General features: G+C 59.5%; 20 protein-coding genes and 1 pseudogene. 5 read left to right on the forward strand and 16 right to left on the reverse strand.

Going from position 1 to position 24,927, the window contains the following annotated elements:
• Positions 1 to 41: 41 nt before the first annotated feature.
• On the forward strand, positions 42 to 980 hold the full coding sequence (locus RGV33_RS21860; RefSeq protein ID WP_322146089.1) for a sel1 repeat family protein: 939 nt from the start codon (positions 42 to 44) through the stop codon (positions 978 to 980).
• 172 nt (positions 981 to 1,152) lie between these two features.
• Positions 1,153 to 1,425: a TetR family transcriptional regulator C-terminal domain-containing protein gene (locus tag RGV33_RS21865; protein ID WP_322146090.1), complete on the forward strand. Its 273-nt coding sequence runs from the start codon at positions 1,153 to 1,155 to the stop codon at positions 1,423 to 1,425.
• A gap of 8 nt (positions 1,426 to 1,433) precedes the next feature.
• Here RGV33_RS21865 and lepB read toward each other — a convergent pair whose 3' ends face one another.
• A complete protein-coding gene (gene lepB, locus RGV33_RS21870) occupies positions 1,434 to 2,102 on the reverse strand; it encodes a signal peptidase I (protein ID WP_322146091.1) in 669 nt (222 codons plus the stop codon).
• A gap of 147 nt (positions 2,103 to 2,249) precedes the next feature.
• On the opposite strand from lepB, the pseudogene RGV33_RS21875 reads away from it, so the two are divergent.
• Positions 2,250 to 2,447: pseudogene (locus tag RGV33_RS21875) on the forward strand (dihydrofolate reductase family protein); the annotation flags it as partial.
• Between the two features lie 427 nt (positions 2,448 to 2,874).
• Here RGV33_RS21875 and cysS read toward each other — a convergent pair.
• Together cysS and RGV33_RS21885 are read right to left on the reverse strand one after the other, a co-directional pair.
• Positions 2,875 to 4,263 carry a cysteine--tRNA ligase gene (gene cysS, locus RGV33_RS21880; protein WP_322146092.1) on the reverse strand — a complete coding sequence of 463 codons (1,389 nt, stop codon included), beginning with the start codon at positions 4,261 to 4,263 and terminating at the stop codon, positions 2,875 to 2,877.
• 42 nt (positions 4,264 to 4,305) lie between these two features.
• A complete protein-coding gene (locus tag RGV33_RS21885; protein WP_322146093.1) occupies positions 4,306 to 6,006 on the reverse strand; it encodes a glutamine--tRNA ligase/YqeY domain fusion protein in 1,701 nt (566 codons plus the stop codon).
• Positions 6,007 to 6,244: 238 nt separating this feature from the next.
• On the opposite strand from RGV33_RS21885, the gene RGV33_RS21890 reads away from it, so the two are divergent.
• Positions 6,245 to 6,748 (forward strand): peptidylprolyl isomerase, encoded by a 504-nt coding sequence (locus RGV33_RS21890; RefSeq protein WP_010166979.1) that lies wholly within the window; start codon positions 6,245 to 6,247, stop codon positions 6,746 to 6,748.
• Positions 6,745 to 7,494: a UDP-2,3-diacylglucosamine diphosphatase gene (lpxH, locus tag RGV33_RS21895; protein WP_322146094.1), complete on the forward strand. Its 750-nt coding sequence runs from the start codon at positions 6,745 to 6,747 to the stop codon at positions 7,492 to 7,494. The genes RGV33_RS21890 and lpxH overlap by 4 nt, the downstream gene beginning before the upstream one ends.
• 17 nt (positions 7,495 to 7,511) lie before the next feature.
• Here lpxH and RGV33_RS21900 read toward each other — a convergent pair whose 3' ends face one another.
• The 13 genes from RGV33_RS21900 to RGV33_RS21960 all read right to left on the reverse strand — a co-directional run bounded on the left by RGV33_RS21900 (position 7,512) and on the right by RGV33_RS21960 (position 24,819).
• A complete protein-coding gene (locus RGV33_RS21900) occupies positions 7,512 to 10,880 on the reverse strand; it encodes an ImcF-related family protein (RefSeq protein ID WP_322146095.1) in 3,369 nt (1,122 codons plus the stop codon).
• Positions 10,867 to 11,844 carry a hypothetical protein gene (locus RGV33_RS21905; protein ID WP_322148718.1) on the reverse strand — a complete coding sequence of 326 codons (978 nt, stop codon included), beginning with the start codon at positions 11,842 to 11,844 and terminating at the stop codon, positions 10,867 to 10,869. Before RGV33_RS21905 ends, RGV33_RS21900 begins: the two co-directional genes overlap by 14 nt.
• Before the next feature lie 140 nt (positions 11,845 to 11,984).
• Positions 11,985 to 12,248, reverse strand: a complete 264-nt coding sequence (locus RGV33_RS21910; protein WP_322146096.1) for a PAAR domain-containing protein — start codon at positions 12,246 to 12,248, stop codon at positions 11,985 to 11,987.
• Positions 12,245 to 14,584: a DUF2235 domain-containing protein gene (locus tag RGV33_RS21915; RefSeq protein ID WP_322146097.1), complete on the reverse strand. Its 2,340-nt coding sequence runs from the start codon at positions 14,582 to 14,584 to the stop codon at positions 12,245 to 12,247. The genes RGV33_RS21910 and RGV33_RS21915 overlap by 4 nt, the downstream gene beginning before the upstream one ends.
• Positions 14,572 to 15,108, reverse strand: coding sequence for a DUF3304 domain-containing protein (locus RGV33_RS21920; RefSeq protein WP_322146098.1), 537 nt, complete (start codon positions 15,106 to 15,108; stop codon positions 14,572 to 14,574). The genes RGV33_RS21915 and RGV33_RS21920 overlap by 13 nt, the downstream gene beginning before the upstream one ends.
• Positions 15,109 to 15,322: 214 nt before the next feature.
• The gene (locus RGV33_RS21925) at positions 15,323 to 15,853 is read right to left on the reverse strand and encodes a DUF3304 domain-containing protein (protein ID WP_322146099.1); all 531 of its coding nucleotides are present in this window, start codon (positions 15,851 to 15,853) and stop codon (positions 15,323 to 15,325) included.
• A gap of 214 nt (positions 15,854 to 16,067) precedes the next feature.
• Positions 16,068 to 16,598 carry a DUF3304 domain-containing protein gene (locus tag RGV33_RS21930; protein ID WP_322146100.1) on the reverse strand — a complete coding sequence of 177 codons (531 nt, stop codon included), beginning with the start codon at positions 16,596 to 16,598 and terminating at the stop codon, positions 16,068 to 16,070.
• Between the two features lie 52 nt (positions 16,599 to 16,650).
• On the reverse strand, positions 16,651 to 17,421 hold the full coding sequence (locus tag RGV33_RS21935; protein ID WP_322146101.1) for a DUF4123 domain-containing protein: 771 nt from the start codon (positions 17,419 to 17,421) through the stop codon (positions 16,651 to 16,653).
• 9 nt (positions 17,422 to 17,430) lie between these two features.
• On the reverse strand, positions 17,431 to 19,830 hold the full coding sequence (locus tag RGV33_RS21940; protein WP_322146102.1) for a type VI secretion system tip protein VgrG: 2,400 nt from the start codon (positions 19,828 to 19,830) through the stop codon (positions 17,431 to 17,433).
• Between the two features lie 290 nt (positions 19,831 to 20,120).
• On the reverse strand, positions 20,121 to 21,650 hold the full coding sequence (locus tag RGV33_RS21945; protein WP_322146103.1) for a DHA2 family efflux MFS transporter permease subunit: 1,530 nt from the start codon (positions 21,648 to 21,650) through the stop codon (positions 20,121 to 20,123).
• Positions 21,650 to 22,870, reverse strand: a complete 1,221-nt coding sequence (locus RGV33_RS21950; RefSeq protein ID WP_322146104.1) for an efflux RND transporter periplasmic adaptor subunit — start codon at positions 22,868 to 22,870, stop codon at positions 21,650 to 21,652. Before RGV33_RS21950 ends, RGV33_RS21945 begins: the two co-directional genes overlap by 1 nt.
• 15 nt (positions 22,871 to 22,885) lie before the next feature.
• The gene (locus tag RGV33_RS21955) at positions 22,886 to 24,349 is read right to left on the reverse strand and encodes an efflux transporter outer membrane subunit (RefSeq protein WP_322146105.1); all 1,464 of its coding nucleotides are present in this window, start codon (positions 24,347 to 24,349) and stop codon (positions 22,886 to 22,888) included.
• On the reverse strand, positions 24,346 to 24,819 hold the full coding sequence (locus RGV33_RS21960; RefSeq protein ID WP_322146106.1) for a MarR family winged helix-turn-helix transcriptional regulator: 474 nt from the start codon (positions 24,817 to 24,819) through the stop codon (positions 24,346 to 24,348). The genes RGV33_RS21955 and RGV33_RS21960 overlap by 4 nt, the downstream gene beginning before the upstream one ends.
• Positions 24,820 to 24,927 lie beyond the last annotated feature (108 nt).

Consider the following 24,927-nt stretch of genomic DNA (forward strand, 5'->3'; position numbering starts at 1 on the left):
CCTTGACTGGGTAACGTTCCTTCTTCATACAGGTAATGCCCATGTACACCCATTCCGATGCACTGACCACGCTGTTTGACCTGCTCCATTCCTTGAGCTCGCTGATTTCCCACCTTAACGCCCAGCAACAGGCCGCCAGAAAAAAGGGCCTGGAGCTGTATCACCTTGGCGAGTTCGAGGAATGCGAGACGCCGCTGACCATCTCCGCCTCCGCTGGCGATGTCCAATCCCAATATGCGCTGGGTGAAGCGATTCGGCGCCGCGAAGGCAGCATTGGTCGCGACGCCCGGGCCTGGTACCGGCTGGCCGCTGCCCAGGGCCATGTCTACGCCCTGATGCGCCTGGGCGACGAAGCCTCCCTGGCTGAAGCCCGCAGCCTCGCCCAGGCGGCTGCCGATGCGGGCGACGGCGACGCCAAACTGCAACTGTACGAGCTGACCCAGGACCAGTCCTGGCTGGTAAAGGCAGGCCAGGCCGGTTGCGCAGAGGCTTATTACATTGCAGCGCTGTTGCTCGACAAAAAAACCGTTGGCGACAACACCAGCACCCGCGACTCGATGTTGAGGTATGCGGCCACCGCGCAGGGTTATCCGCCAGCGATGGCGTGGCTGGCCAACATGAGGGATTACTACAACAACATTCCCTACCAACAGACCTACCTGGAAAGGCGCCTGGCGCTCAATGAACTCAACGCCGTGCTGACCTACGCGACAGCGCTCGCCGGGTTCGACGTCGATGACAATGGCGTCAGCCGCTATGGCTACGCGGCAAACCCGGCCCACGCCTACGGCTTGTTCTGGCTGGTGACAGACAGCACCCGGCAACACCCGAAGCACCGTGATGCCGCCGTCTATCTGCAGCAACTGACCGACAAGCTGGACGCTGAAAAAATAGAAGCAGGCAAGGCGTTTGGGCGCCAGTGGAAGGCCGGCCACCCGGCGTTGTCGGAGTTCCGCCTGACCTACAGCGACCTGAAATAGCCCCCCGACAGGCGCCTTGGTGGTGAAATCCGGTCGACAATAGAACCCATAAAATAGAACCTCAATCGCTGATCCCGGCACCTGTATCGGGAACACTAGGCGCTGCATGACACCTTGCAATCCTTCGCCACCCGCGCCCTGCACGAAGGCACGGCGGGGTGCATGGGGGGGGGTGAATGCGATCTGCGAATTTGGGCAGCAGGACGTGCAAGTCAATCAACTCACCGCCCACAGCGCCGGCCGCTTGCACAACGCGTTCGAACAAACCCGGGAACAAGCACGGCAACAGGGTGAATTGGCCGCCGCCACCGACCTGTCGGGCGCCTGTGCTTTTCTGATGGCCACCCTCAGCGGCATGAAAATCGCCAGCAAGGGCGGCGCGGCGGTTGAGCAACTGGAGCGCATTGCAGGGTTTGCACTGCTGGCGCTGAACGCGAAAGCCTGATCAGCCCACTACAGTATGGGCGCGCCAAATCGACCCAATCGCGGCATCCAATGATCCAGGATCTGCGCTGACGCCACGATGTGGTGAGCGTGGCCGATCAACAGCCGACGGGGCACGAACCCGATGTACCGAGAGTCATCGCTGTTGTCGCGGTTATCGCCCAGCATGAAATAACTGTCGGCAGGCACGACCACCGGGCCGAAATTACGCAACGCACGGACCGTCGGCATGAACTGAATCGTGCGCTGACTGTTGTTCGCAAGCTCGGTCACTTTGATTCCCGGGACTGTCTGGCCAGGCGCGAGGGGCTCGCTGATGTCCTGCCCATGACTGTAGGTGGCCGGTGTGCCGTTTACCCACAGCACCTCATCGCGCATTTCCAGGGTGTCGCCGGGAATGCCGACGATACGCTTGATCAGACGAATGCCGTCCTTGGGTGACGAGAATGTCACTACATCGCCGCGCCGGGGGTTATTCAGTTTGGCCAGGGATATGTCCGTAAGGGGCAGTTTGAGGTCGTACGCCACGCGGTTGACCAGCACCACATCGCCCTCAAGCAACGTGGGGCGCATGGAGCCGGACGGGATAGGGTTCCAGTCGGCCAAAGACGTACGGAACACGCCGAAGCACAGCCAAAAGATGATTGCGTAACGGTAGCGGATTAACCAACGGCGCATTACATCCTCGCATTACAAAAAAGGGCATCGGCACATGCCGGGCAGCCCGTGGTTATTTTTGGCAATGGTCGCTTATTACACCGCAAGATTAAATTAACATTAGCGTTGCCGGACAATGGCAGTCGGTGTTTTCAAACGCACAGAAAAGGAGGCCAGACGATTCAGGCTTTTCTTGAGGCGGGCTTGATCAACGAGCTGATCATCACGCGTATTCCGGTTGTGCTGGGCCAGGGGATTCCCTTGTTCAGCCAGTCGGGCAGTGGGCATGAGCTTCGGCATATTGGCACGTATGCGTCGGATAACGGGTTTGTTCAAAGCCGGTATGAGGTGAGTGGCAAGCGCTGATGCTCATTGAGCGATTGGGTTGAATCGAGTACATATCCGTTTTTTTGGTCAGGGCAGATATGGGTTCCGCTCTTACAGCGGCCTGCCGGCCGGCTTGAGTGTGGTGAAGCAACAGCAACAGCAAAATCAGAAGCGAGCGCGGTCAACTGTGGGAGCTGGCTTGCCTGCGATGGCATCAACTGGGTGTATCTGATGTACCGAGGTGTCTGTATCGCAGGCAAGCCAGCTCCCACATTAAGCAGCTCTGCGCTTGATCTTGAACCGGCCTAATCTGTCCTTGAACATGTCAACTATGTACCCGCACAGGTGTCCGGCCGGTGGTCCGCTGCCAGCGCGGCCCCCATAGCAGCCACTGCCTGAATAACGGATATATAGGCAAAAAAACGCCCCGAACCAGTCGGGGCGTTTTTCATTCAGCGTTTACCGATCAGGCCTGATCAGCCAACCGCCATGTCGTCCCGCCCTTGCCGTCTTCCAACACCACACCCATCGCGGTCAGTTGGTCACGGATCCGGTCAGACTCCGCCCAGTCCTTGTTGGCCCGGGCAGTCAAACGTGCCTGGATCAGCGCATCCACTTCAGTCGCATCCACACGCCCTTCAGCGCCCGCTTGCAGGAAGTCATCGGCTTCCATCTGCAACACGCCCAGCACGCTCGCCAGCTCTTTCAAACGGGCCGCAAGCCCCGCCGCTGCTTCGAGATCGCTCTCGCGCAGACGGTTGATCTCACGCACCATTTCAAACAGCACCGCACAGGCTTCCGGTGTGCCGAAGTCGTCGTTCATCACTTCGGTAAACCGCGCAACGAACGCTTCGCCGCCGGCAGGCGCCACGGCTGGCAGGCCTTTCAGCGCATGGTAGAACCGCTCAAGCGCACCCTTGGCGTCCTTGAGGTTGTCTTCCGAATAGTTGATCGCGCTGCGGTAGTGGCTCGACACCAACAGGTAACGCACCACTTCCGGGTGGTACTTTTCCAGCACGTCGCGAATGGTGAAGAAGTTGTTCAAGGACTTGGACATCTTCTCGCCATTGATGCGAATCATGCCGCAGTGCATCCACGCGTTGGCGTAGGTCTTGCCGGTGGCCGCTTCGCTTTGGGCGATTTCGTTTTCGTGGTGCGGGAACTCAAGGTCGCTGCCGCCGCCATGAATGTCGAAGGTCTCGCCCAGGCAGCAGGTGGACATCACCGAGCATTCGATGTGCCAACCCGGACGCCCGGCGCCCCATGGCGACTCCCAGCTCGGCTCGCCAGGCTTGGTGCCTTTCCACAGCACGAAGTCCAGCGGGTCTTGCTTGGCTTCGTCGACTTCGATCCGCGCACCGATGCGCAGGTCTTCGATTTTCTTGCGCGACAGTTTGCCGTAGCCCATGAACTTGGCGACGCGGTAGTACACGTCGCCATTACCCGGGGCGTAGGCGTAACCCTTGTCGATCAGGGTCTGGATCATCGCGTGCATGCCGGGGATATGGTCCGTGGCACGCGGCTCCATGTCCGGCTTGAGGATGTTGAGGCGAGCCTCGTCTTCGTGCATGGCAGCAATCATGCGCTCGGTCAGCGCGTCGAACGACTCGCCGTTTTCGTTGGCGCGATTGATGATCTTGTCGTCGATGTCGGTGATGTTGCGCACGTAGGTCAGGTCATAACCGCTGAAGCGCAACCAGCGGGTCACCAGGTCGAAGGCAACCATGCTGCGGCCGTGGCCGATGTGGCAGTAGTCGTACACGGTCATGCCGCACACGTACATGCGCACCTTGTTGCCATCCAGCGGCTTGAAGACTTCTTTGGTTTTGCTCAACGTGTTGTAGATCGTTAGCACGATGCTTCCTTTTCTCTCTATGCAAAGCCGCTCACGGCTGCATCACTGGCCCCACGAATCACGCAAGGTCACGGTACGGTTGAATACCGGCTGACCTGGTTTCGAGTCCTTGATATCCGCGCAGAAGTAACCTTCGCGCTCGAACTGGAAACGGTCTTCCGGCTGTGCGTCGCCAAGCGATGGCTCGGCACGACAACCAGTGAGCACTTGCAGCGAATCAGGGTTGATGTTGTCGAGGAAACTGGCGCTGTCTTCGGCCTTCTCGGGGTTGGCCGAACGGAACAGGCGATCGTACAGGCGCACTTCGCACTCGATGCTGGCAGCCGCCGGCACCCAGTGCACCACACCTTTGACCTTGCGGCCTTCCGGGTTCTTGCCCAGGGTATCCGGGTCGTAGGAGCAACGCAGTTCAACGATGTTGCCATCGGCGTCCTTGATCGCTTCGTCGGCACGGATCACGTAGCTGCCGCGCAGGCGCACTTCGCCGTTCGGCTCCAGGCGCTTGTAGCCTTTTGGCGGCTCTTCCATGAAGTCATCACGGTCGATGTAGATTTCGCGAGCGAACGGCAGCTTGCGCACGCCCAGTTCTTCTTTCTGTGGATGACGCGGCAGTTCGAGGTTCTCGACCTTGTCTTCCGGGTAGTTGGTGATCACGACTTTCAACGGACGCAGCACGCACATGGCGCGCGGAGCGTTCGCGTCGAGGTCCTGGCGGATGCTGAATTCGAGCATGCCAAAATCCACCACGCCGTCGGAACGGTTGGTGCCGACCATGTCGCAGAAGTTGCGGATCGACGCCGGGGTGTAGCCGCGACGGCGGAAGCCCGACAGGGTCGACATGCGCGGGTCGTCCCAGCCAAACACGTGCTTTTCATCGACCAGTTGCTTGAGCTTGCGCTTGCTGGTGATGGTGTAGTTCAGGTTCAGGCGGCTGAACTCGTACTGGCGCGGGTGCGCGGGTACCGGCAGGCTGTCGAGGAACCATTCGTACAGCGGACGGTGGCTTTCGAACTCCAGGGTGCAGATGGAGTGGGTGATGCCTTCGATGGCGTCCGACTGACCGTGGGTGAAATCGTAGTTCGGGTAGATGCACCACTTGTCGCCCGTCTGGTGGTGATGGGCGTGGCGGATGCGGTACATGATCGGGTCGCGCAGGTTCATGTTCGGCGAGGCCATGTCGATCTTGGCCCGCAGCACGCGAGCGCCATCTGCGAATTCACCGGCTTTCATGCGGGCGAACCAGTCCAGGTTCTCTTCCACCGAACGGTCACGGAACGGGCTGTTCTTGCCCGGCTCGGTCAACGTGCCGCGGTATTCCTTGGCCTGTTCCGGGCTCAGGTCGTCAACGTAGGCCTTGCCGGCCTTGATCAATTCCACCGCCCAGTCGAACAATTGGTCGAAATACTTGGAGGCATAGCGCACTTCACCGGACCATTCAAAGCCCAGCCACTTGATGTCGCTTTCAATGGCGTCGATGTATTCCTGGTCTTCCTTGGCCGGGTTGGTGTCGTCGAAACGCAGGTGCGTGACGCCACCGAACTCCTGGGCCAGGCCGAAGTTCACACAGATCGACTTGGCGTGGCCGATGTGCAGGTAACCGTTGGGCTCAGGCGGGAAACGGGTGACGATCTGCGTGTGCTTGCCCGAATCCAGGTCCGCCTGGATGATCGGGCGCAGGAAATTGACCGGGACGGCAGGTCCGGCCTTGGAATTCGAGGTAGGGTCGACAGTGGGCTTGCTCATAGGATCCTTGAACAGACGAAGTACTTGGCCAGAAGTGAGGCCGATAAAACAAAGGGCTTATCATAGCTGATGCTGTCAAGGCGCTGACAGAGTTCAGGTGCATTTAACGCACCGCTGGTAAAAAACCACCTCGAAATTCCCGCAGGTCACGCTAAACTGCGCGCCTTGGCTGCCGTTTTGCCAAGCAGGTAAGGCGCAAAACGCCCAAACCCACGAATTCCTTGAAAGAGTAGTGAACATGACTCAAGTCAAACTGACCACCAACCACGGTGACATCGTCATCGAGCTGAACGCCGAGAAAGCGCCGATCACCGTCGCCAACTTCATCGAGTACGTTAAAGCCGGCCACTACGAAAACACTGTTTTCCACCGTGTCATCGGCAACTTCATGGTCCAGGGCGGCGGTTTCGAGCCTGGCATGAAAGAAAAGAAAGACAAGCGTCCAAGCATCCAGAACGAAGCGGACAACGGCCTTTCCAACGACAAGTACACCGTCGCCATGGCCCGTACCATGGAGCCGCATTCGGCCTCCGCGCAGTTCTTCATCAACGTGGCCGACAACGCCTTTTTGAACCACAGCGGCAAGAACGTGCAGGGTTGGGGCTACGCGGTATTCGGTAAAGTCACCGAAGGCCAGGACGTTGTCGACAAGATCAAAGGTGTGCAAACCACCGGCAAGGCAGGTCACCAGGACGTTCCGGTAGAAGACGTTATCGTCGAGAAAGCCGAGATCGTTGAGTGATATTGCTGATTTCAGACTTGCATCTGGAAGAGGAGCGCCCGGATATAACCCGGGCGTTTCTGGATTTACTGAACGGTCGCGCCCGTTGCGCCCAGGCGTTGTACATTCTGGGGGACTTCTTTGAAGCCTGGATTGGCGACGATGGGATGACACCCTTCCAGCGTTCGATTGGCCAGGCTCTGCGCGAGCTGAGCGACAGCGGCACCCAGATTTTCATCATGCATGGCAATCGGGATTTCCTGATCGGCAAGGCGTTCTGCAAAGCCGCAGGCGCCACCTTGCTGAAGGACCCGAGTGTGGTGCAGTTTTACGGCGAGCCCGTGCTCTTGATGCACGGCGACAGCCTGTGTACCCGCGACGTTGGCTATATGAAGTTGCGACGCATCCTGCGTAACCCCATCACTTTGTTCATCCTGCGCCACCTGCCGTTGCGTACGCGGCACAAGCTGGCGCGCAAGCTGCGCAGTGAAAGCAGCGCCCAGGTGCGGATGAAGGCCAACGACATTGTCGATGTGACGCCTGAGGAAGTGCCGAGGGTGATGCAGCAATTCGGCGTGCGTACGTTGGTGCATGGCCACACGCACCGCCCGGCGATTCACAAGTTGCAGATTGGCGAACAGGCGGCCAAGCGCATTGTGCTGGGGGATTGGGACAAGCAAGGGTGGGCGTTGCAGGTGGATGAGCAAGGGTTTGCGCTGGCGGCCTTTGACTTCGTCAACCCGCAGTTGGCCCTGCCAGGCGCCTGAACGGAAACGATGCACACTCATTCGCTTCTCCCAATCTGCGCATAGCCTGGCCCCTCATTGAGGAAGATCTGCGACGGCAACGTGAAGCCCCGCAGCGTGAGCAACGCCAACGGGCCCGCGCCCAGTTCGGTGCGCAGGTTCCAGGTCAGGTTCAGCCCGTCGGGGGCCTTGAGCTCCATGCGGTAGCGGCTGTCGCCGTCGTCCAGCACGGTGATGCGGGCTTTTTCCAGCAAGCGGATCAGGCCCCAGGTGCCCTGGTAATCACCCAACAGGCGCTCGCCGGTATGCACACTGGTCCAGCTCAGGCTGGCGCCCGGGTAATCACCGCGGCCCGGCCAACTGAAGCGCTGCCAGAACTCTTTTTGGTTGAAATACTGATGACGTGCGCCGTTGAGGATGAAGGTGGTTTGCACCACATCACGCACCGGTTTGCCTTGCAGTTCGAAGCTCAATCCCATGCCGCCGTCGGTATAGATCACGTCGGCCAGATGACTGAGCTGATTGATCGCCAGCAGAAATTGCGGATTGATCCGTAGCCCTTGGCTATGGCGTGGGTCGGCAACCCAGCGGCTGCCTTCCTTGCGCAGCACACCGCTCAGTTGGCTGCGCAGGAACTGCTCGATGCGCCCGGAATCTGCACGGATCATCTGCCCCAGCATCGGCAACGAGGAATCGCTGGTGGTTGCAGCGAACGGGTAGCGCCCGGTGAAAGCGCCCTGCCAATCACGAACGATTGAGCGCTGCCACTGGCTGTTAAGGCCCGCAGCCGAGGGTTGCAAGACGCGTTGCCAGGCTTCGTCCAGCGGCTGTACAAACAGGGTATGGCCCACCCCGCTCCACTCTGCTCCCAGGCTGGCGGCCACCAGGCTGCCATAAGATTGGGTGTCCGTCAGGACAACACTCTTGCCCTGAAATACGGTCTGCGCCAAAGCCTGTGTCATTTCCTGCGGATCGGGGGCATTGCTAACTTGCTGCAATTTCAGGCGCAGGCGGGTGACACGGGTCAGGAATGCTTGCAGGCTCAACCGCTCGCTGCCCTCCGGGTCTTGGCCCATGAGGCTCAACAATGGACCGAAGGTAGCGTCCAGCGGACCGCGCGGGGCTTGTGCCCGTGGGTCAATCATGGGCACTTTGTCCTTCGCCACAAGCTTTTGCGCAGACTGCATCAGCGAGTCGGCCAAGGCCTGGCTGCGGGTGCCGGCCTGCCCCTGATAGGCCAGGGTATTCATCAGGGCGATCAGGGGTGACTGGCGCACATCGGTCATCAGCGTGAGTTGGTCGATCACATCGGGCAGGCTGGCGACGTTTTGCCAGCGCACGCTATTGAGAAAGTCCAGCCAGGCGTTGGCGTAATCCTGAAAGTAGCGCTCGGTGAGGCGCGCCTTGAGCACATCCGGGGTCAGCTCGGCGGCAATATCGGCCTGATTGTCGCTGAGCACCCAGTCGATTTCTTCGCGACGGGCTTCGGCGATATCGTCAATGGCCTGGCGCACCTGCCCTTCCCAAGCCTGGCGGGTGAACACGCCAGGCACCCTCGCCTGGGTATGGAACAGCGCCATGGCGTCGGTCTCGCCGACCATGTTTTGCACGCCCAGCTCCGGGTATTGATTGGCGGCTGCGTCGAGGACCTGCTGGTACAGGTGGGTTTCGGCGTTGCGCTGGCCCAACTGGCCGAGTAGAACCCGCCTGGCCTGGGCAACCAGCCTTGAGTCGGCCTGGATCGCCCAGGCCGGGTGCGCGGCCAGATGTTCACCATAGAACCGCCACAGGTTCGGCGACAGGCCTTGCCACAGCCCAGGCGACACACCGTCGCGCAAGGGCTCGGCGTTGCCCAGGGCTTGGGTCAGGAACGCGGCGTCGGCTTTTGCCGGGCGCGCCATCATCAGGTACGCCTTCAATTGCTCGTAGGCCTCCTGGGCACGCTCTACTCGTTGTTCGCTGGCCGGGGGCAGGCTGATCAACGCGTTGAGCTGGCGCTGCAAGTTGGCCGCCGCCGGGTCGCGGATCAAGCGGTTGTTAGCTTCGACGTAGCGCGGCCACAACACCGCGAGCAGGTTTTGATTCTGGTTCAGGCCGAAGCGCTGGTACCAGGGCACGCCGTGCTCATCCCGATAATTAAGGCGGTCGAGTTCACGTACCAAGTCGTTGAATGCCCTCAGTTGCTCGTCGGGGCTTTGCGACTGCTGCAAGGCTGCCAATGAAGTGTGAAGGTGGGCGATTTGTACGCGGTTGCTGACAAACGACAGCAGCATTCCTGCGCCCCACAAAACTGCCAAACCCAGCACCAGCGCATACCCGACGCGCGGTGCGCTCCAACCCAGCCGACGGTGGCGGGTGTTATCGCCAAGTACACCGTGCCACACCGGGGCCACCGACCAGTCATGCTGCCGATCATGTGGTGAGCGCTGTATCGGCAGGCTGAACCACACACCCCGCAACGGCACACCACCGGCAAACTCATCAGCCATCGGCGCCAGCGTATGACGCCAGCGGGCAATGCCCTCGTCCCGCAACTCCTGGGACAGGCGCAGCAGGAAATCCTGCTCCATCGCCGTACTGATCTGCGCCATGCCCACCCGGCGCAACGGCTCGAGCAAGCCGGTCAGGGCGGTTTCCAGTGCCGCCGGCGTGAAGCGTTCGGGCAATACACAGCCCACTGGGCGGGTCTTGCGGGAGTCTTGAGGCCACTCACTTTCGCAGACTTGCCAGAGGTACAACGGCAGCTGCCACTTCAGGCTACTGGCGAGGCGCTGCACCTCGCGCACGCCGGCGCCCATGGCAGCGTCATCGGCGCCCTGGGTTTTGTTCAGGGCCCAGACCACAGCGTCCAATGCACGCCAGCGGCTGAGGCCGTTCCATCGGTTTGCGAATGATTGATCCAGCCTGGACTGGGCGGTACCACCCCACAGCAGGACGGTGCCTTGGCCTTCCAGCCAGAACTGCTCGGCCAAGGCCGGGCAGATGGCCTGGATTTCGGCGGGCTCGCCGATGACGAGCAAAAGGCGGACTTTGCGGCGCCAGAAATAGCCGTAGCACTTGCGCAGATGCTCACGCAGCTTTGCAGCCTTTGCCTCATCTGTCGATGAGGGCGCCCGGTTCAATCGCGAGGTCGGCGTTTCGGTCTCCGGCCACACAACCCGTTGCGCCAGTCGCAGCGCCAGACGGTCCCAGGCCAGCAAAATGACCGGGCAGAACCAACAAAGTACGAACCACACCCCCAGCCCCCACAGCAGCAATTGCTTGATCGGAATTTGCGGCCAGCCCAGATAGGCACTGCACAAGCCATACAAAAGGCCACCGAGCACCACCATCAGCGTCATGATCAGCAGATAACCCAACCCCACGCGTACCAAAGAGCCCTTGCTCACTTCCTTAACTGTTGCCATGAGGCACCGCCACTCCAATCGCCAATCGTTTGTTTCCATCCTGACTCAGCCAACCACAGGGCTGACCCGCCTCTCCTGCTTGCAGCAATGCCAGGGACATTCCGATAAAGGGCGCCAGGTCTGCCAGCACACCCCATTGCCCAACCAGTTGATGTTCCACCGCCGACCAACCACCCGCCACAAACGCGTCCTGACTGGTTTTATTCATGGCCAGGCAGGTATCTGGCGGCGCTTGCAACCCGGCGTAACGCTGCAACTGCGCGCAGAGTTCGGCAGGCGACTCGCCCGCCAGATACTCGCCCCGATGCAACAACTGCCGGCCCTGTCTGCTTACCCGCCAGAGGAAGCCGGCTTCGCCGGGCAGCTCACCTTCGTCGGCGCTCTCCACCGACACCACGCCGGCGCACAACAGCCAATCGCCCTCGTCAGGGCAATCGCGGTGATAGTCATCGATCAGGTCATCCAAATCGGCCAGGTTCTGTAATGGCAAACGGGCCTCGGGCAACATCAACCCCGCCCGGGCCAGCGCCTCTGCAAAAGCCGCCCGGTTGCTCTCATCCCCTACCCAGGCAATCGCCCGTAACTGCGGCCAGCACTCCGATGACCCAACGAGCGCCAGGGTCAAGCGAGCCAGGCGTTGGGCCAAGGCAGGGGCACGCTCGGTGATCACACCCAACGACATTGAACAACGCAGGCTGGCCCGGGTGGCTCCGGGTATCGCCAAGGGTGGCTGGGCACCGCGCATCAAATTCAGGTAATCCTCTTGCCGGTCACCCGCCGGGCCCAGCAACACCACATCTTGCACCGGCAACCCGAGGGAACGCCGTTGCCACCAACGTTGCAGGGCGGCCTCCAGGGTGCGCAGATACACCTTGCGGTTGAACAACTCGATCTGCCATGCCAACACGCGAACCGCCAGCACCAGCGCCCAGCACAGCGGCAGCACTGCACTCCAGAGCCACAACTCCAGGCGCGGTTGCTCCTTGGGCAACAGCATCAGCCAGCCTGCCGATTGCAACCCGACCAGCAGCGTCAAGCCTAGCCACCAGCGCCTCCAGCGCGGTTCGCCCGGCTCGATAACGCCTGGGTATTCCGGCGGGCCATTCATGGCGCGACACTCATAAAAGTAGCCGCCAGGGTGCTGACCAACTCACAGCCGCAGGCACAACGGTGCCCGTCCAGCGCCACCGGCTTGCCGTCCATGGTAGAACCCGAGGCGCCCTCGGTAATGTGCGTCATGCCATGCAGGTTGCAGCGGGCTCGATCGTCTACACAGGCCACAGGTTTACCAAAGGCCTCGTAGTGTCCCGACAACACCTCACCACCAAAGGGCCGCAACGGATCACCCACCCGTACCAGCGGCATCATGGCACCAGCTCCTTGGCCTGCTCGACCAAGCCGCCAGTACGCTTCAGATAGTCCAGCATGTTCTGCATGCGCAGGGTTTCTTCCCCCTCGATAATGGCTTGCGTTTGCTGCGCCACCACCTCACCGATCGCAAAGGTCGGTTGCAGGATTTTCTCTGCCCCCGGCAGGAAAGGCTCGACTTTGCCGCTGACGACGTTGATCACCTGGTAACCCACCGACGCAGCGCCCAACGTGCCCGCCATGCCTTTCCAGCCATGACGACGGATGCTGTACACCCCGCCCAGTACCAGCGCGATGCCCACCACACGCCCAGCCACCACCACCGGGGTCATGCGCTTGTTGGTCTCGCCTTCGAAATACACCATGCGGTAACGGAAGTAATCCCCCCACAACTCCCGTGAACTCGTAGTGTCGTGTAAAAACCAGGCACGCGAGTCATGCACCTGGTCATCAAACAGCGCAACCACCGCAGCCTTCTGCGGCGAGTCGCTGACGCGAAATCTATTGAGGTTGCTGCCGATTTCAACAAACAACTCCCTGGCGCGCGCTTCACCCTCGGCCTTGATCTGCTCATACTCCTGTTGCTCGTCGTCATCATTGAGCAGGTACACCGTGTCCCTAAGCGCTACATCCAGCACCCAGCCTTGCACGCTGCTCTGATCGCGCCGCCAACCCTGGTAGTCGTGTTCGAACTCCACGGCGGCTTCGCGGATCTGCTGCTGGTCCTTTACCGGCTCGTAAGCTGGCGGGCCGGCCGCCCCCAACAGAAGCTGTGCTTCGTTCTCGAGACCACGTGCCTCCTTGCGTTTTCTTTTGGCCTCGGCGATCTCGGCGTCACGTATAGCCTTTTGGGTTTTCTCCAGCGAAGCATTGGTTTGCGTGGCTTCGCCGAAGAAGGGTTGATTGACGTAACTGCCACGGGCCAGGCGCTCGATGCGCCATCCGGTGAGCCAGGCCAATTGCGCGGCCATGGCATCTTCGAGGGGGTGACCGAGGCGCAAAGCTTCGGTGTTCGACGGGGTGGGTGGGTTGCTTTCTTCGGCCAGGCCCAAGGTGCTGCGCCAGGCGTTGAAGCGGTCGATGAGTAGTGGAGTAGTATCAAACTCTTCTTTTGTTTCCAGAGTCATATGTCGCGCAGGCCGGATCTGCCGCAGTTTATCCGGCAGCACTTCCTCAGGGACCGTCAACGGTGCACCGGCCGCAAACGCCTCCGCATACAGGTCATGCAGCACAATCTGCGACAGCAACTCGCCCGAGCCACCCCGGGCCTTGCCCTGATCCCCCGGTGGGTAACCGCCACCCACATCCGAGTGCACGCCGGGGTAGATCACCTCCCGGGCGTAAGGGGGATAAAGGCCATCGGCGTAACGGATCGAGTCCAGTGGGAAACACAAGCGCTGTTCGTGGGCGGCAACAAAATGCCGACAGACCTTGATCCACTCGGGGAATTTCTTGACATCGGGCAACTGCTGCGTGCCATCGGCCCAGTCCATATGCCCGTCAGCAAAGGGCGCGGCATGGGCGCTGCCCACCGAAGCCACGGTGTCCAGCAGGCCAAGAAACTCAATGGTCAACGGCATCCCGAGCAGTGCCTGCTCAGGGTGTTCGGCTCCTTCCGGGGTATCGAACAGTTCGCTCAACCAGGTAATGAAGGTACGGGCCTCCGCTGCGCCACGGGAAAAACCATAGACGAACAGCTTGATCGCGAGCAATTTTGGTTGCGCGGTTGCGACCTTGACCCGCAAGGGCTCCAGCAGCGAGGCCATGGCTTGGCGTCGACTGCTTTTGCCCAATGCCGTCAGTGGCCAGGTGGTGGCCATTATTTTTAACTTGGCTTGCAGGGTCGCCAAGGACAACTCATCTTTGGTCAGGGCAAAGGACAAGGCATTGGCTATCTGAAGCAACCCCCAATTGATTCTATCCTCGCCTCGATTGGCGAAGGCCAGGCCGGATGTGCTGAAGTCCAGCTCACCGATTTCGGGGAAGGGAGTACCTACACCGGGGATGTAATAACGAAAATAGCCACCTTCCGGCTGCTCCAGGCTGGCGTGGTAGAGCCGGGCGATATTGGTCGGGTGGGGCGGTTTGGCCTTACGGGTGTCGTAAGGTTCGTTGTTGTTAGTACCGTCAAAGAACAAGCTGATATGCAAACTGCGTGCACAGGTGGAAGCACCGCGCAAACCGCGCTGGGCATTCAACTCCTGGCGATACTTCTGCGTCTCGGCCATTTGCAGGTCGTAATTATCGCTTACCTTCTGCGGATCACTGGGCAGACGCCCCGCCTTTGGAAACAAGGCCGGTACATAAACCGATTCGCTGCTCTTCACTTCGGACATACGGCTGGCTCCTTCATTTTCAAAGGTTCTTTAATTGGATATCCAGGCTGACCATAAGCCATACATGCAGTGGCGACCTTAATCTGGTTACACGGTAAAAAATGAATCTTTAATGAACATAGCGTTTCTGTCTCATAAGCTGGGAGATCTACTATGGAAATGTGCTGTTGGTAGTTCGCTTTATGTTTGGCGTAGGCCTCTTCATCAGGGCCGTACCCGGATGGTTTACGCTTGAGCCTCGCATAAGGATTAGGATCAGTTTCCCACTCTACTTTAAGCTTCAAGCCTGGTTGCCATTGCCTTGGCAACATCGCACAGCACATCCCACCACCATAGCCATGTGGAGATATATTGGGACCACCATAACCATTCACGGAAAAATAATTAATGGCTGCCGACGTATGATTAACCCCATTCAAATTACCCCCCAAAAATTTTGACTCTCCCAGCGAGCATCCGGCAAGTAACACAAGCAAACAACCTCCCAGCCATTGGCACACAGCACTGCCACTTAAATAGCTCATCCTTTACTCCTTATTCGGTCTGACCTTATGGGCACCGTAGTTCGTAACGTCGCAAAACAAGCTGGGATGCAGCCTGCGCGGGCATTCAACTCCTGGCGATACTTCACCGTCCGGGCCATTTGCAGGTCGTAATTATCGCTAACCGTATGTGGATCAGTAGGCAGGCGTCCTGCCTTCGGAAACAAGGCAGGCACGCAAACTGATTCGATATTTTTCACTTCGGACATACGGCTGGTTCCTTCATTTCCAACGGTTCTTTAATTGGATATCCCGGCTGGCCAAAAGCCATACATGCAGTTGCGACCTTAACTTGGTCACAAGGTAAAAAATGAACTTTTAATGAACACAGCGTTTCCGTCTCATAAGCCGGAAGATCTACTATTATGCTATGTTGCTGGTAATTGACTTTGTGCTTGACCATAAATGCACGAAACTCATCCGTGCCTAAAGGCGGAGATTTCGCATAAGGATTCGGATCAGTTTCCCACTCCACTTTAAGCTTCAAACCAGGCTGCCATTGCCTTGGCAACATCGCGCAGCACATCCCACCACCATAGCCATGTGGAGATATATTGGGACCACCATAACCATTCACGGAAAAATAATTAATGGCTGCCGACGTATGGTTAACCCCGTTCAAATTACCCCCCAAAAACTTTGACTCTCCCAGCGAGCATCCGGCAAGTAACACAAGCAAACAGCCGCCCAGCCATTGGCACACAGCACTGCCATTTAAATAACTCATCCTTTACTCCTTATTCGGTCTGACCTTATGGGCACCGTAGCTCGTAACGTCGCAAAACATGCTGGAATGCAGACTGCGCAGGCATTCAACTTCTGGCGATACTTCACCGTCCGGGCCATTTGCAGGTCGTAATTATCGCTAACCGTCTGTGGATCACTGGGCAGACGCCCCGCCTTTTGAAATAAGGCCGGCACATAAAGCGATTCGTGGCTCTTCACTTCGGACATACGGCTGGCTCCTTCATTTTCAAAGGCTCTTTAATTGGATATCCAGGCTGACCATAAGCCATACATGCGGTGGCGACCTTAATCTGATTACACGGTAAAAAATGAACCTTTAATGAACACAGCGTTTCTGTCTCATAAGCTGGGAGATCCACTATGGCGCTGTGCTGTTGATAATTGGCTTTATGTATGGCATACGCCGCTCGGTACGCATCGGTTCCTAAAGCGGGTAAACGCGCACTAGGGTTCGGATCAGTTTCCCACTCCACTTTAAGCTTCAGGCCTGGCTGCCATTGCCTTGGCAACATCGCGCAGCACATCCCACCACCATAGCCATGTGGAGATATATTGGGACCACCATAACCATTCACGGAAAAATAATTAATGGCTGCCGACGTATGATTAACCCCATTCAAATTACCCCCCAAAAACTTTGACTCTCCCAGCGAGCATCCGACAAGTAACACAAGCAAACAACCGCCCAGCCATTGGCACACCGTACTGCCGTTTAAATAACTCATCCGTTATTCCTTATTTGCGCTCACGTACGCCACAAACACCTGCGACACTCAGTCAGGCAATATCCACGCTGCTCAAATGCAGCGTTGCGTATACTTTCAAATCGCCGAAGTAATTTTCCTGACTCGCCTGAAGCACTGCGCGATAGCAACAAACAAAACATTGCTCATGGGAAAGGTCCGGAAACTTCGCCCTGGCGACGTCTAACAAACTTTGCGCATCACTGATGCTGCCCAGCCGGTCAAATTGAGCGTCATCGAAGTTGATCGCAGGCAAGGTTTCAGCCAAGGTCTGGTTCGACCGATAGGTGCCAGGCTGCCAAACAGGCTGCTGGTCCCGGTCCAGCCAACTCCAGAACAGGGTTACGCGCTGAAATTGCTCTTTCTGTTCAGGGCTCAATACACTGGCCAACAACTCAGGCATTACACGGGGGTCGTAGAAGCGCAACAATCCAGACTGGCCTCCCCATTCAAGCTGCGAGAGGGCCTGAAGGGACTTGGCCAGAACATCAAACGGCATAGGTGAGATCAACAGCATCAGGCGTGGCAGATGCCCAACCTCTCCAACCAGCTCTTCCAGCCAGGCTCTGTGTCGCCAGTCGGCGAGGTTGATTCGCATCAGAATGGGCGCCTGCGTCAGCAGTGCTTCTTCTGGTGTTGCGCTGAACAAGGAAACCCAGGACAGGCCTGGTTCCATCAGACGAAGGGTCGGCAGTATGGATATATCCCAGGCTGCTTGATCAACCAAGACATCGACATGCTTCACGTTCGCGGAGTCGCACAGGCTTTCTATCTGCTTGATCCAGTGTGTGTAGTGTTCTTGCATTTTCTACCCTCAGCCGGCGGTGCGCATGACTGCGCCCGACGCTTGCGTTTGAGCAATTTTCAGACACTCTTTGCACACCGACTGCGGTAACTCGGGCATCGGAAAACTCTGGCTGGCCGTGGTTTCCCACACGTGCTGCCCCTTGAGATTGATTTTGCCGGGCGTGTGGATGTCAATGGCCCCGGCCGGGGTGATGCGGATGTAACCGCCGCCACACGCCAGGGTGATGCCGTTTTTGGCCGTTAGTTGTAGATGGCCCTGTACTGACTGCGCGGTGATGTCTTGCTGGGCAATCAGCTTCAACACGTCGCCGTGGGATTCGATTTCCAGCGGCCCCTTACCGGATACCAGGCGCATGCCTTCCTGCTGGGCCAGCAGGGAAATGGCCTGGTTAGCGTGGAGGGACAGGCGCCGGGCGGCGGCCAGGTTGATCTCGTCGTTGCTTTGCACGTACAGCGCCTCGCTGCTTTTAAGCAGCAGGCTGGCCGGTGTCACCGCGACAATGCCCTTGGGGGCGCTGAACAGGATGGCGGAAGCGTTCAGGTCTTTGGCACTGTCCTGAAGCCGCTGCAAACCGTCAATCGCGGGCTGGCGGCTATGGTGCGCTTGAGCGATTTCCCGCCAGTCGGCGATTTGCTGTTTCGCACCCTGAACCTGACTGGAAGCCGGTTCCATGGTCAGTACATTGCCACAGGCCTTAGTCTGCTCATCAGCACTGATAAACAGTCCCTTCCCGCCCCGGATCGCTCCCCATCCGTCAGTGCGCAGCTCAAACCCTTCCCCGCGTTTTTCGCGCTTGGCATCCACCAAATGCCCAAGATTCAACTGGCTCTTGCCACTGTGCTCAGTACTGAGCTTGACGTGCTCCTGCCCCCGCGTGTCGTCCATGCGCAACTTGTTGTTCGACGGTGTGCGCAGCACGTTGCGTTTGTAGTTGCGCAAGGTCACGTGATCCACGTGTTCGCTGTCGTGCAAGGCATGGGCGATGTAGGGCCGGTCCGGGTCGCCTTGTTCAAAGGCGATGGCCACTTCGGTGCCGGCAATCAGTGGCAGGTGCAGGCCGTGGGTATCGCCCGCGTACGGGCGGGCCAGGCGCAGCCACATGCTTTCCTGGCCGGGTTTCCAGGTGTCGCGGTCGAACAGGAAGTTCACGCAGTAGCGCCCTTCCAGGTCGATTTCGGCGTGAGGGTCGTTGGCCTGCGGGCTGGTGACGCGGGCCGGGAGGGTGCCGGCGATTTGCGGTTTGTCTTTCAGCTCCGGACGAAAACATACGGTTTCCGAGTAGGGAATGGCCTTGAAGCTGACGTCGAAACTGCGGTCGCGGGCGGCGCGGGTGGTCAGTTGGGTGATCACCGCGCCGGCGGCAAAGGCCTGTGGCGCGCCGCCGGATATTTTGAGTACCTGGCCGGGCGCCAAGGTGGCGCTGCTGCTGACGCCGCTGAGTTGCGTCTGGCCGTTGAGGTAACGCTCGTGGCGCAACCGGGCGTAAAAGTAGCCACTTTCACTTAGCAGGTCTTCGTCATAGGCGTAACGGTCGCCCATTTCTGTGTAGGGTTCGGCGTAGTGGTAAGCCTCGCCATAGGTGCCGCGGGCGCCACGGGTTTGGTCGATCTCGCCGTTCAAGTGGGCGGTGGCCACGCGGTGATGGTAGGTGCGGATATTGACGCGCTGCTCCACCACTTGATGGCTGGATTGCAAATTCCACACACCGTCTTGGCCGGTGCTGCTGAGGCCGGAGGGCGGGCGGTAGGCAAGCTCGACATTGAACTGGTAATGACGTTGGTCGTCGTGGAATTCCACCACGTCGATATTCAGGCGTTCGTCGCGGGTGAAGCGGTACCAGATGCCCACATCGGCCAGCAGGCGGCTGATGAAGGCCAGGTCGCTTTCGCCGTATTGCATGACCTGTTGGCGCTTGGGGTATTCGCGTACGAGGTTGAAGAAGAAGTCCTGGCCTTCAAAGTCGTGGCGGCTGCGCAGGATGCTTTCGACAATTTGCGGGACTGTCTGGTGTTGGTAGATGCGAAACTGTCGGCCGTGACGCAGCAGGGCAAAGTGCGGTTCAAGGGTGATTTCGTAGCGGGCTTCATCAGCAGAACCCGACAGGCGTTTGAAGCCGGTGACCACGCCATGCAGCGTGCGCAATGGGCCGGTAACCGGCGGGATGTAGCGGCGCATCGGCGGTTTTTGCGGTGCGCCGTACAAGCTGAACGTGGCGTTTTGACCGAGCATTGTTTCAGCGGCGATGTCACCGTCGAGGCAGGTGAATTCCACGCGGTAGCTGAACAGTTCGCTCAGGCCTTCGGTGCCCTCGAAGGCAAGAACGTCGAGCACAGCATTCACGTCGCGAACGGTGAGTTTGTGGCGGCTGTGGTCGAAGAAAAAACTGGGTAATACGCTGGAGGTCATTCCTTGAATCTCTGGTTCTACGAGAGACCAGAGAGTAAAGAGTAGCTATCAGCGATTAATGTCAGAAGGTTCCTCTTTACAAGCAGGGTGCTTCCCAATCCGCTTTTCTTCTGCCTTCGACTTCATCAACCCGCAGTTGGCCTTGCCCGGCGCCTGATCCTCAGGCACAACACCAATCAAATGTGGGAGCTGGCTTGCCTGCGATAGCATCACCTCGATGTATCTGCTGTACCGAGGTGCCTGCATCGCAGGCAAGCCAGCTCCCACATTGATCGAGCTCGGCCTTTCGATCAGTGGCCCGATGCCGCCGGCCCGGCCTTCGCCGCAAACGGTGGTTTTGCCAGCCATACAATCACGATCAACCCCATGAACATCCACCCCAGCAATGTGAAGTAATCCACGGTAGACATCATGTACGCCTGGCTGGTCAGGATCTGGTCCAGTTGCGCATACGCCTGGTGCCCTGCCCCGCCCAGCGCATTCAGCGCGTCGCGGGTGGCCGAGTCGTAGGTGGTCATGTTTTCGCTCATGTAGGCATGGTGCTGGTCTGCCCGGCGAATCCAGATCCAGGTGGTCAGCGACGCCGCAAAGCTGCCGCCCAACGTCCGCAGGAAAGTCGCCAGGCCCGCACCGTCGGCGATTTGCGCCGGTGGCAGGTCGGACATCAGGATGCTCAAGGTCGGCATGAAGAACAGTGCCACGCCGATCCCCATGAACAGCTGCACCAGGGCGATGTGCTGGAAGTCCACTTCGTTGGTAAAGCCGGCGCGCATGAAGCAACTCAAGCCAATCGCCAGGAACGCCAACCCGGCCAGCAACCGCAGGTCGAACTTGTGCGCATATTTGCCCACGAACGGCGACATCAACACCGGCAAAATCCCGATCGGCGCCACCGCCAGGCCCGCCCAGGTGGCGGTGTAGCCCATCTGGGTTTGCAGCCATTGCGGCAGGATCAGGTTGATCCCGAAGAAGCCCGCGTACCCAAGCACCAATACAATAGTGCCGATCCGGAAGTTGCGGTAGGCGAACAGCCGCAAGTTGACCACCGGGTGCTCGTCGGTCATTTCCCAGATCACGAACACCGCCAGGGCGATGGCCGAGATCACCGCGCCGATGATGATGAAGTTCGACTCGAACCAGTCCAGGTCGTTGCCCTTGTCGAGGATGATCTGCAACGCGCCGACGCCGACGATCAGGCTCAACAGACCGACGTAGTCCATCGGCTGGTAGCTGGTGACCACCGGGCGTTTCTTCAGTTGGGAACGCACCACCATCACCGCAAAGATGCCGATGGGTACGTTGATAAAGAAGATCCACGGCCAGCTGTAGCTGTCGGTAATCCAGCCACCGAGAATCGGCCCGGCAATCGGCGCCACCACCGTGACCATCGCCAGCAGCGCCAGGGCCATGCCGCGCCTCGCGGGCGGATAGACCGCAATCAGCAGCGTCTGGGTCATCGGGTACAACGGGCCGGCGACCAGGCCTTGCAGCACCCGAAAGCCGATCAGCTCGGGCATCGAGGTGGAAATACCGCACAGAAACGAGGCCAGCACAAACAGGATGGTGGCCCACAGAAACAGCTTCACCTCGCCGAAACGACGGCTCAACCAACCGGTCAGCGGCAGCGCGATGGCGTTGCTCACGGCAAACGAGGTGATGACCCAGGTGCCCTGCTCCGAACTCACGCCGAGGTTGCCGGAAATCGTCGGCAACGCCACGTTGGCGATGGTGGTGTCGAGCACCTGCATGAAGGTCGCCAGGGACAAGCCGATGGTGGCCATCAGCAAGCTGGGCGGCGTGAAGGAGGCGTTATTGCTCATTAGCGTTGCGCAGCCTTGGGAGCGGCGACGCTGTTGTCATGAATCAACTGCGTGATCATGGCGTCAGCTTCGGCCAATTGGCGATCGTAGACATTGGTGGTGAACGAGGCCTTTTGCGGCGCCTGCTGGGCCAATACCGGGCCACTCTGGTCGTGCAGGTCGACGTTGACCACGGTGGACAAGCCCACCCGCAGCGGGTGCCTGGCCAACTCATCGGCGTTCACGTGGATACGCACCGGCACCCGTTGCACGATCTTGATCCAGTTACCGGTGGCGTTCTGCGCCGGCAGCAAGGCAAACGCACTGCCGGTACCCGCGCCGAGGCTGTCGACGGTGCCGCTGAATTTTACGTCGCTGCCGTAGATGTCAGACTCAATGTCCACCGGCTGGCCGATACGCATATTGCGCAGCTGGGTTTCCTTGAAGTTGGCGTCGATCCACAGTTGGTCCAGCGGAATCACCGCCATCAATGCGGTGCCCGGCTGAACCCGCTGGCCCAGTTGCACGGTACGCTTGGCCACGTAGCCGGTCACCGGCGCGATCAGCGTGCTACGGGCGTTGGCCAAGTAAGCCTGGCGCAACTGCGCGGCGGCAGCCTGCACGTCCGGGTGGGACGAAATCACGGTGTCATCCACCAATGCGCTGGTGGTCTTGAACTGCTGCTCGACGTTGGCCAAGGCATTTTGCGCCGAGGTCAGGTCATCACGGGCGTGGGACAGTTCTTCTTGGGAAATTGCCCCGCCGGCCGCCAGGTTTTTCCGGCGGGTGAAGTTGTCCTGGGCCTTTTGCACATTGGCTTTCTGCGCCAGTACCTGGGCTTTCATGCCGTCGACGTTACTGTACAAGCCACGCACCTGGCGCACAGTGCGGGCCAAATTGGCTTGTGCACTTTGCAGGCCGACCGCGGCGTCGTTGGGGTCGAAGTTGATCAGCACCTGGCCTTCATGCACCAGGTCGCCATCGTCGGCGCCGATGCTCACCACGGTGCCGGTGACCAGCGGGGTGATTTCCACCACGTTGCCGTTCACATAGGCGTCGTCGGTGCTTTCGCTGAAGCGGCCATACAGTTCGTACCAACCCCACACGCCCACCACGCCGAGGATGACGATCAGCGCCAGGACAATCAGCATGACTTTGCGTTTGCGCGGGTTGCTGGTGGTATTGGGTTGTTCAGCCTTGTTTGTTTCAGGAGCGTTGTTGCTGGTTTCGGCAGTGGCCATGACAAGTACCTTGAATTATTCAGTGCGCGTGGCTGGGGTGGTCGAGGCCACGTTTTCGGCGTGGAAACCGCCGCCCAGGGCCTGCATCAATTGAATCGAAAGATCGATTTGCTCGGCATTCAGGGTCGCCAACTGACGTTGGGCCTGGAGTAGTTGCTGTTCGATGCTGAGTACGTCCAGGTAATTCCCGATACCTGAGCTGTAACGCTGGACCCCGGTGTCGTAGGACTGCTGCGCAATGTCTGCCGCATGTTGCTGGGCCTGGATCTGCCGGCCGGTCTCGCGCAGTTGCACGAGGGTGTTGCCGATATCGCCCAAGGCTTGCACCAGGGTTTTGTTGTACTGGGCCACGGCCAGGTCGTAGTCGGCATCGCGAGCATCGAGGTCGGCGCGCAAGCGGCCGCCGTCGAAGATCGGCAGCGAGATGGTCGGCGCAATGCTGAAGAAACGGCTGGCCGAACCAAACATTGCATCCCCCAGCAACGACTCGGCCCCGGCGCTCGCGCTCAGGTTGAGGTTGGGGTAGAAACGGGTCTTGCTGGCCGCGACATCCTTGCTCGCCGCCTCCACACGCCAGCGCGCGGCGATCAGGTCTGGACGACGGCCCACCAGTTCGGCAGGCAACACGGACGGCACGGCGACGGCGCTGGGCTTGAGCACGTTAGGGCGGACCAGTTCGCCACCACGGTCCGGGCCTTTGCCGAGCAACACGGCGAGGGCGATCTTGGCGCTCTGCAGTTGTTTTTCGGCATCGATCAGTTGCGACTGGGAGCTGGCTTCCAGGCTTTCGGTTTGCTGGTACTGGTACTGGCTGTCGATCCCGGAGTTCAGGCGACGCTGGCCCAGGTCGAGCATCTGCCGGGTACGCTTGAGGTCATCGTTGGCCAGGTCACGCACGATATGGGCCTGGCCCAGGTCGCTGTAGGCCTTGGCGACGTTGGCGGCCAGGGTCAGGCGCGCGGCCTGTTGGTCGACTTCGGCGGCGCGGGCCTGGCCCAGCGCGGCTTCCCAGGCGGCGCGCTGGCCACCCCACAGGTCGAAGTTGTAATTGAAGCTGGCCCCGATGTTACGCACGGTGGCGTAGGCATCGCCCTGGCCCAGCGGGTCCTGGTCCTTGGCCAGGCGCGAACGGCTGATGCCGGCGCTGGCGTCCAGGGTCGGCATGCGCGCCGCATCGGCGGCATAGGCAGCGGCTTCGGCCTGGTGGGCGCGCGCGCTGGCTACTTGCATGTCGGGACTGTTTTGCAGGGCTTCCTGGATCAGGCCATCCAGTTGCGGATCGCCCAGGTTTTTCCACCAGTCAGCGGTGGGCCAGGCGGCGCTCGACAGGGTCACGCCACTGAGGGACTTGCCGGTTTGCAGAGTATTGGCTTCGAGGCGTTTGCCTTCTGTGTTCAAGCCGCTGAAATTGGCACAACCGGCCATAGTCATGGCCACCAGCACAAGGCTGAGGCCGGCACGCAAGGAGCGATTGTTCATGCACCACCTACCCGCTGAATGGTGATGGGGTCACCCGCAGCTATCAGAATTTTCTTCAAGATTTTTTCCAGGGTTTGCAATTCACCCGGTTCCAGCGCGCCCGCCAGTTGGTTCAAGGCCTGGGCGCCGATGTGCGGCAGCATGTCGGCCACGCGCTGGCCTTCCACGGTCAACACCAGTTGCACCTGGCGCCGGTCCTGCTCGGAACGCTTGCGCGCCAGCAGGTCCTTTTGCTCAAGACGGTCGAGCATGCGGGTCATGGAGCCGCTGTCCAGCGACAGGTTGCGGCACAACTCGGCCGGGGTGTCGACGCCGTACTGGGCCATGATGATCAACACCTTGAACTGCGCGGCAGTGATGCCGTGGGGCTCCATGTGCGTGTCGATGATCTTGTCTTTGAGCAGGGCTGCCCGGCCCAGCAGCAGGCCGAGGTGGCAGTTATGGAAGTTTTCGGGGGAAAAGTGTTTCATCGAGACCTACCTTCTAACTGCCTAGGCACGGCTGACAGGCCGAGCGTACGTTCAACGCAGAATTAGGATCTGTTGAAAACAGCAGCAACAATCGAGACTCTGCTATTA

It is taken from the genome of Pseudomonas sp. Bout1 (genome assembly GCF_034314165.1).
In the GTDB taxonomy this organism is placed as follows: Bacteria; Pseudomonadota; Gammaproteobacteria; order Pseudomonadales; family Pseudomonadaceae; genus Aquipseudomonas.

Coding starts and splice junctions, on each gene's coding strand:
- RGV33_RS21860 (WP_322146089.1), top strand. CDS start 42: ATGTACACCCATTCCGATGCACTGACCACGCTGTTTGACCTGCTCCAT.
- lepB (WP_322146091.1), bottom strand. CDS start 2,102: ATGCGCCGTTGGTTAATCCGCTACCGTTACGCAATCATCTTTTGGCTG.
- RGV33_RS21885 (WP_322146093.1), bottom strand. CDS start 6,006: ATGAGCAAGCCCACTGTCGACCCTACCTCGAATTCCAAGGCCGGACCT.
- RGV33_RS21890 (WP_010166979.1), top strand. CDS start 6,245: ATGACTCAAGTCAAACTGACCACCAACCACGGTGACATCGTCATCGAG.
- RGV33_RS21900 (WP_322146095.1), bottom strand. CDS start 10,880: ATGGCAACAGTTAAGGAAGTGAGCAAGGGCTCTTTGGTACGCGTGGGG.
- RGV33_RS21910 (WP_322146096.1), bottom strand. CDS start 12,248: ATGATGCCGCTGGTACGGGTGGGTGATCCGTTGCGGCCCTTTGGTGGT.
- RGV33_RS21915 (WP_322146097.1), bottom strand. CDS start 14,584: ATGTCCGAAGTGAAGAGCAGCGAATCGGTTTATGTACCGGCCTTGTTT.
- RGV33_RS21920 (WP_322146098.1), bottom strand. CDS start 15,108: ATGAGCTATTTAAGTGGCAGTGCTGTGTGCCAATGGCTGGGAGGTTGT.
- RGV33_RS21925 (WP_322146099.1), bottom strand. CDS start 15,853: ATGAGTTATTTAAATGGCAGTGCTGTGTGCCAATGGCTGGGCGGCTGT.
- RGV33_RS21930 (WP_322146100.1), bottom strand. CDS start 16,598: ATGAGTTATTTAAACGGCAGTACGGTGTGCCAATGGCTGGGCGGTTGT.
- RGV33_RS21935 (WP_322146101.1), bottom strand. CDS start 17,421: ATGCAAGAACACTACACACACTGGATCAAGCAGATAGAAAGCCTGTGC.
- RGV33_RS21940 (WP_322146102.1), bottom strand. CDS start 19,830: ATGACCTCCAGCGTATTACCCAGTTTTTTCTTCGACCACAGCCGCCAC.
- RGV33_RS21945 (WP_322146103.1), bottom strand. CDS start 21,650: ATGAGCAATAACGCCTCCTTCACGCCGCCCAGCTTGCTGATGGCCACC.
- RGV33_RS21950 (WP_322146104.1), bottom strand. CDS start 22,870: ATGGCCACTGCCGAAACCAGCAACAACGCTCCTGAAACAAACAAGGCT.
- RGV33_RS21955 (WP_322146105.1), bottom strand. CDS start 24,349: ATGAACAATCGCTCCTTGCGTGCCGGCCTCAGCCTTGTGCTGGTGGCC.
- RGV33_RS21960 (WP_322146106.1), bottom strand. CDS start 24,819: ATGAAACACTTTTCCCCCGAAAACTTCCATAACTGCCACCTCGGCCTG.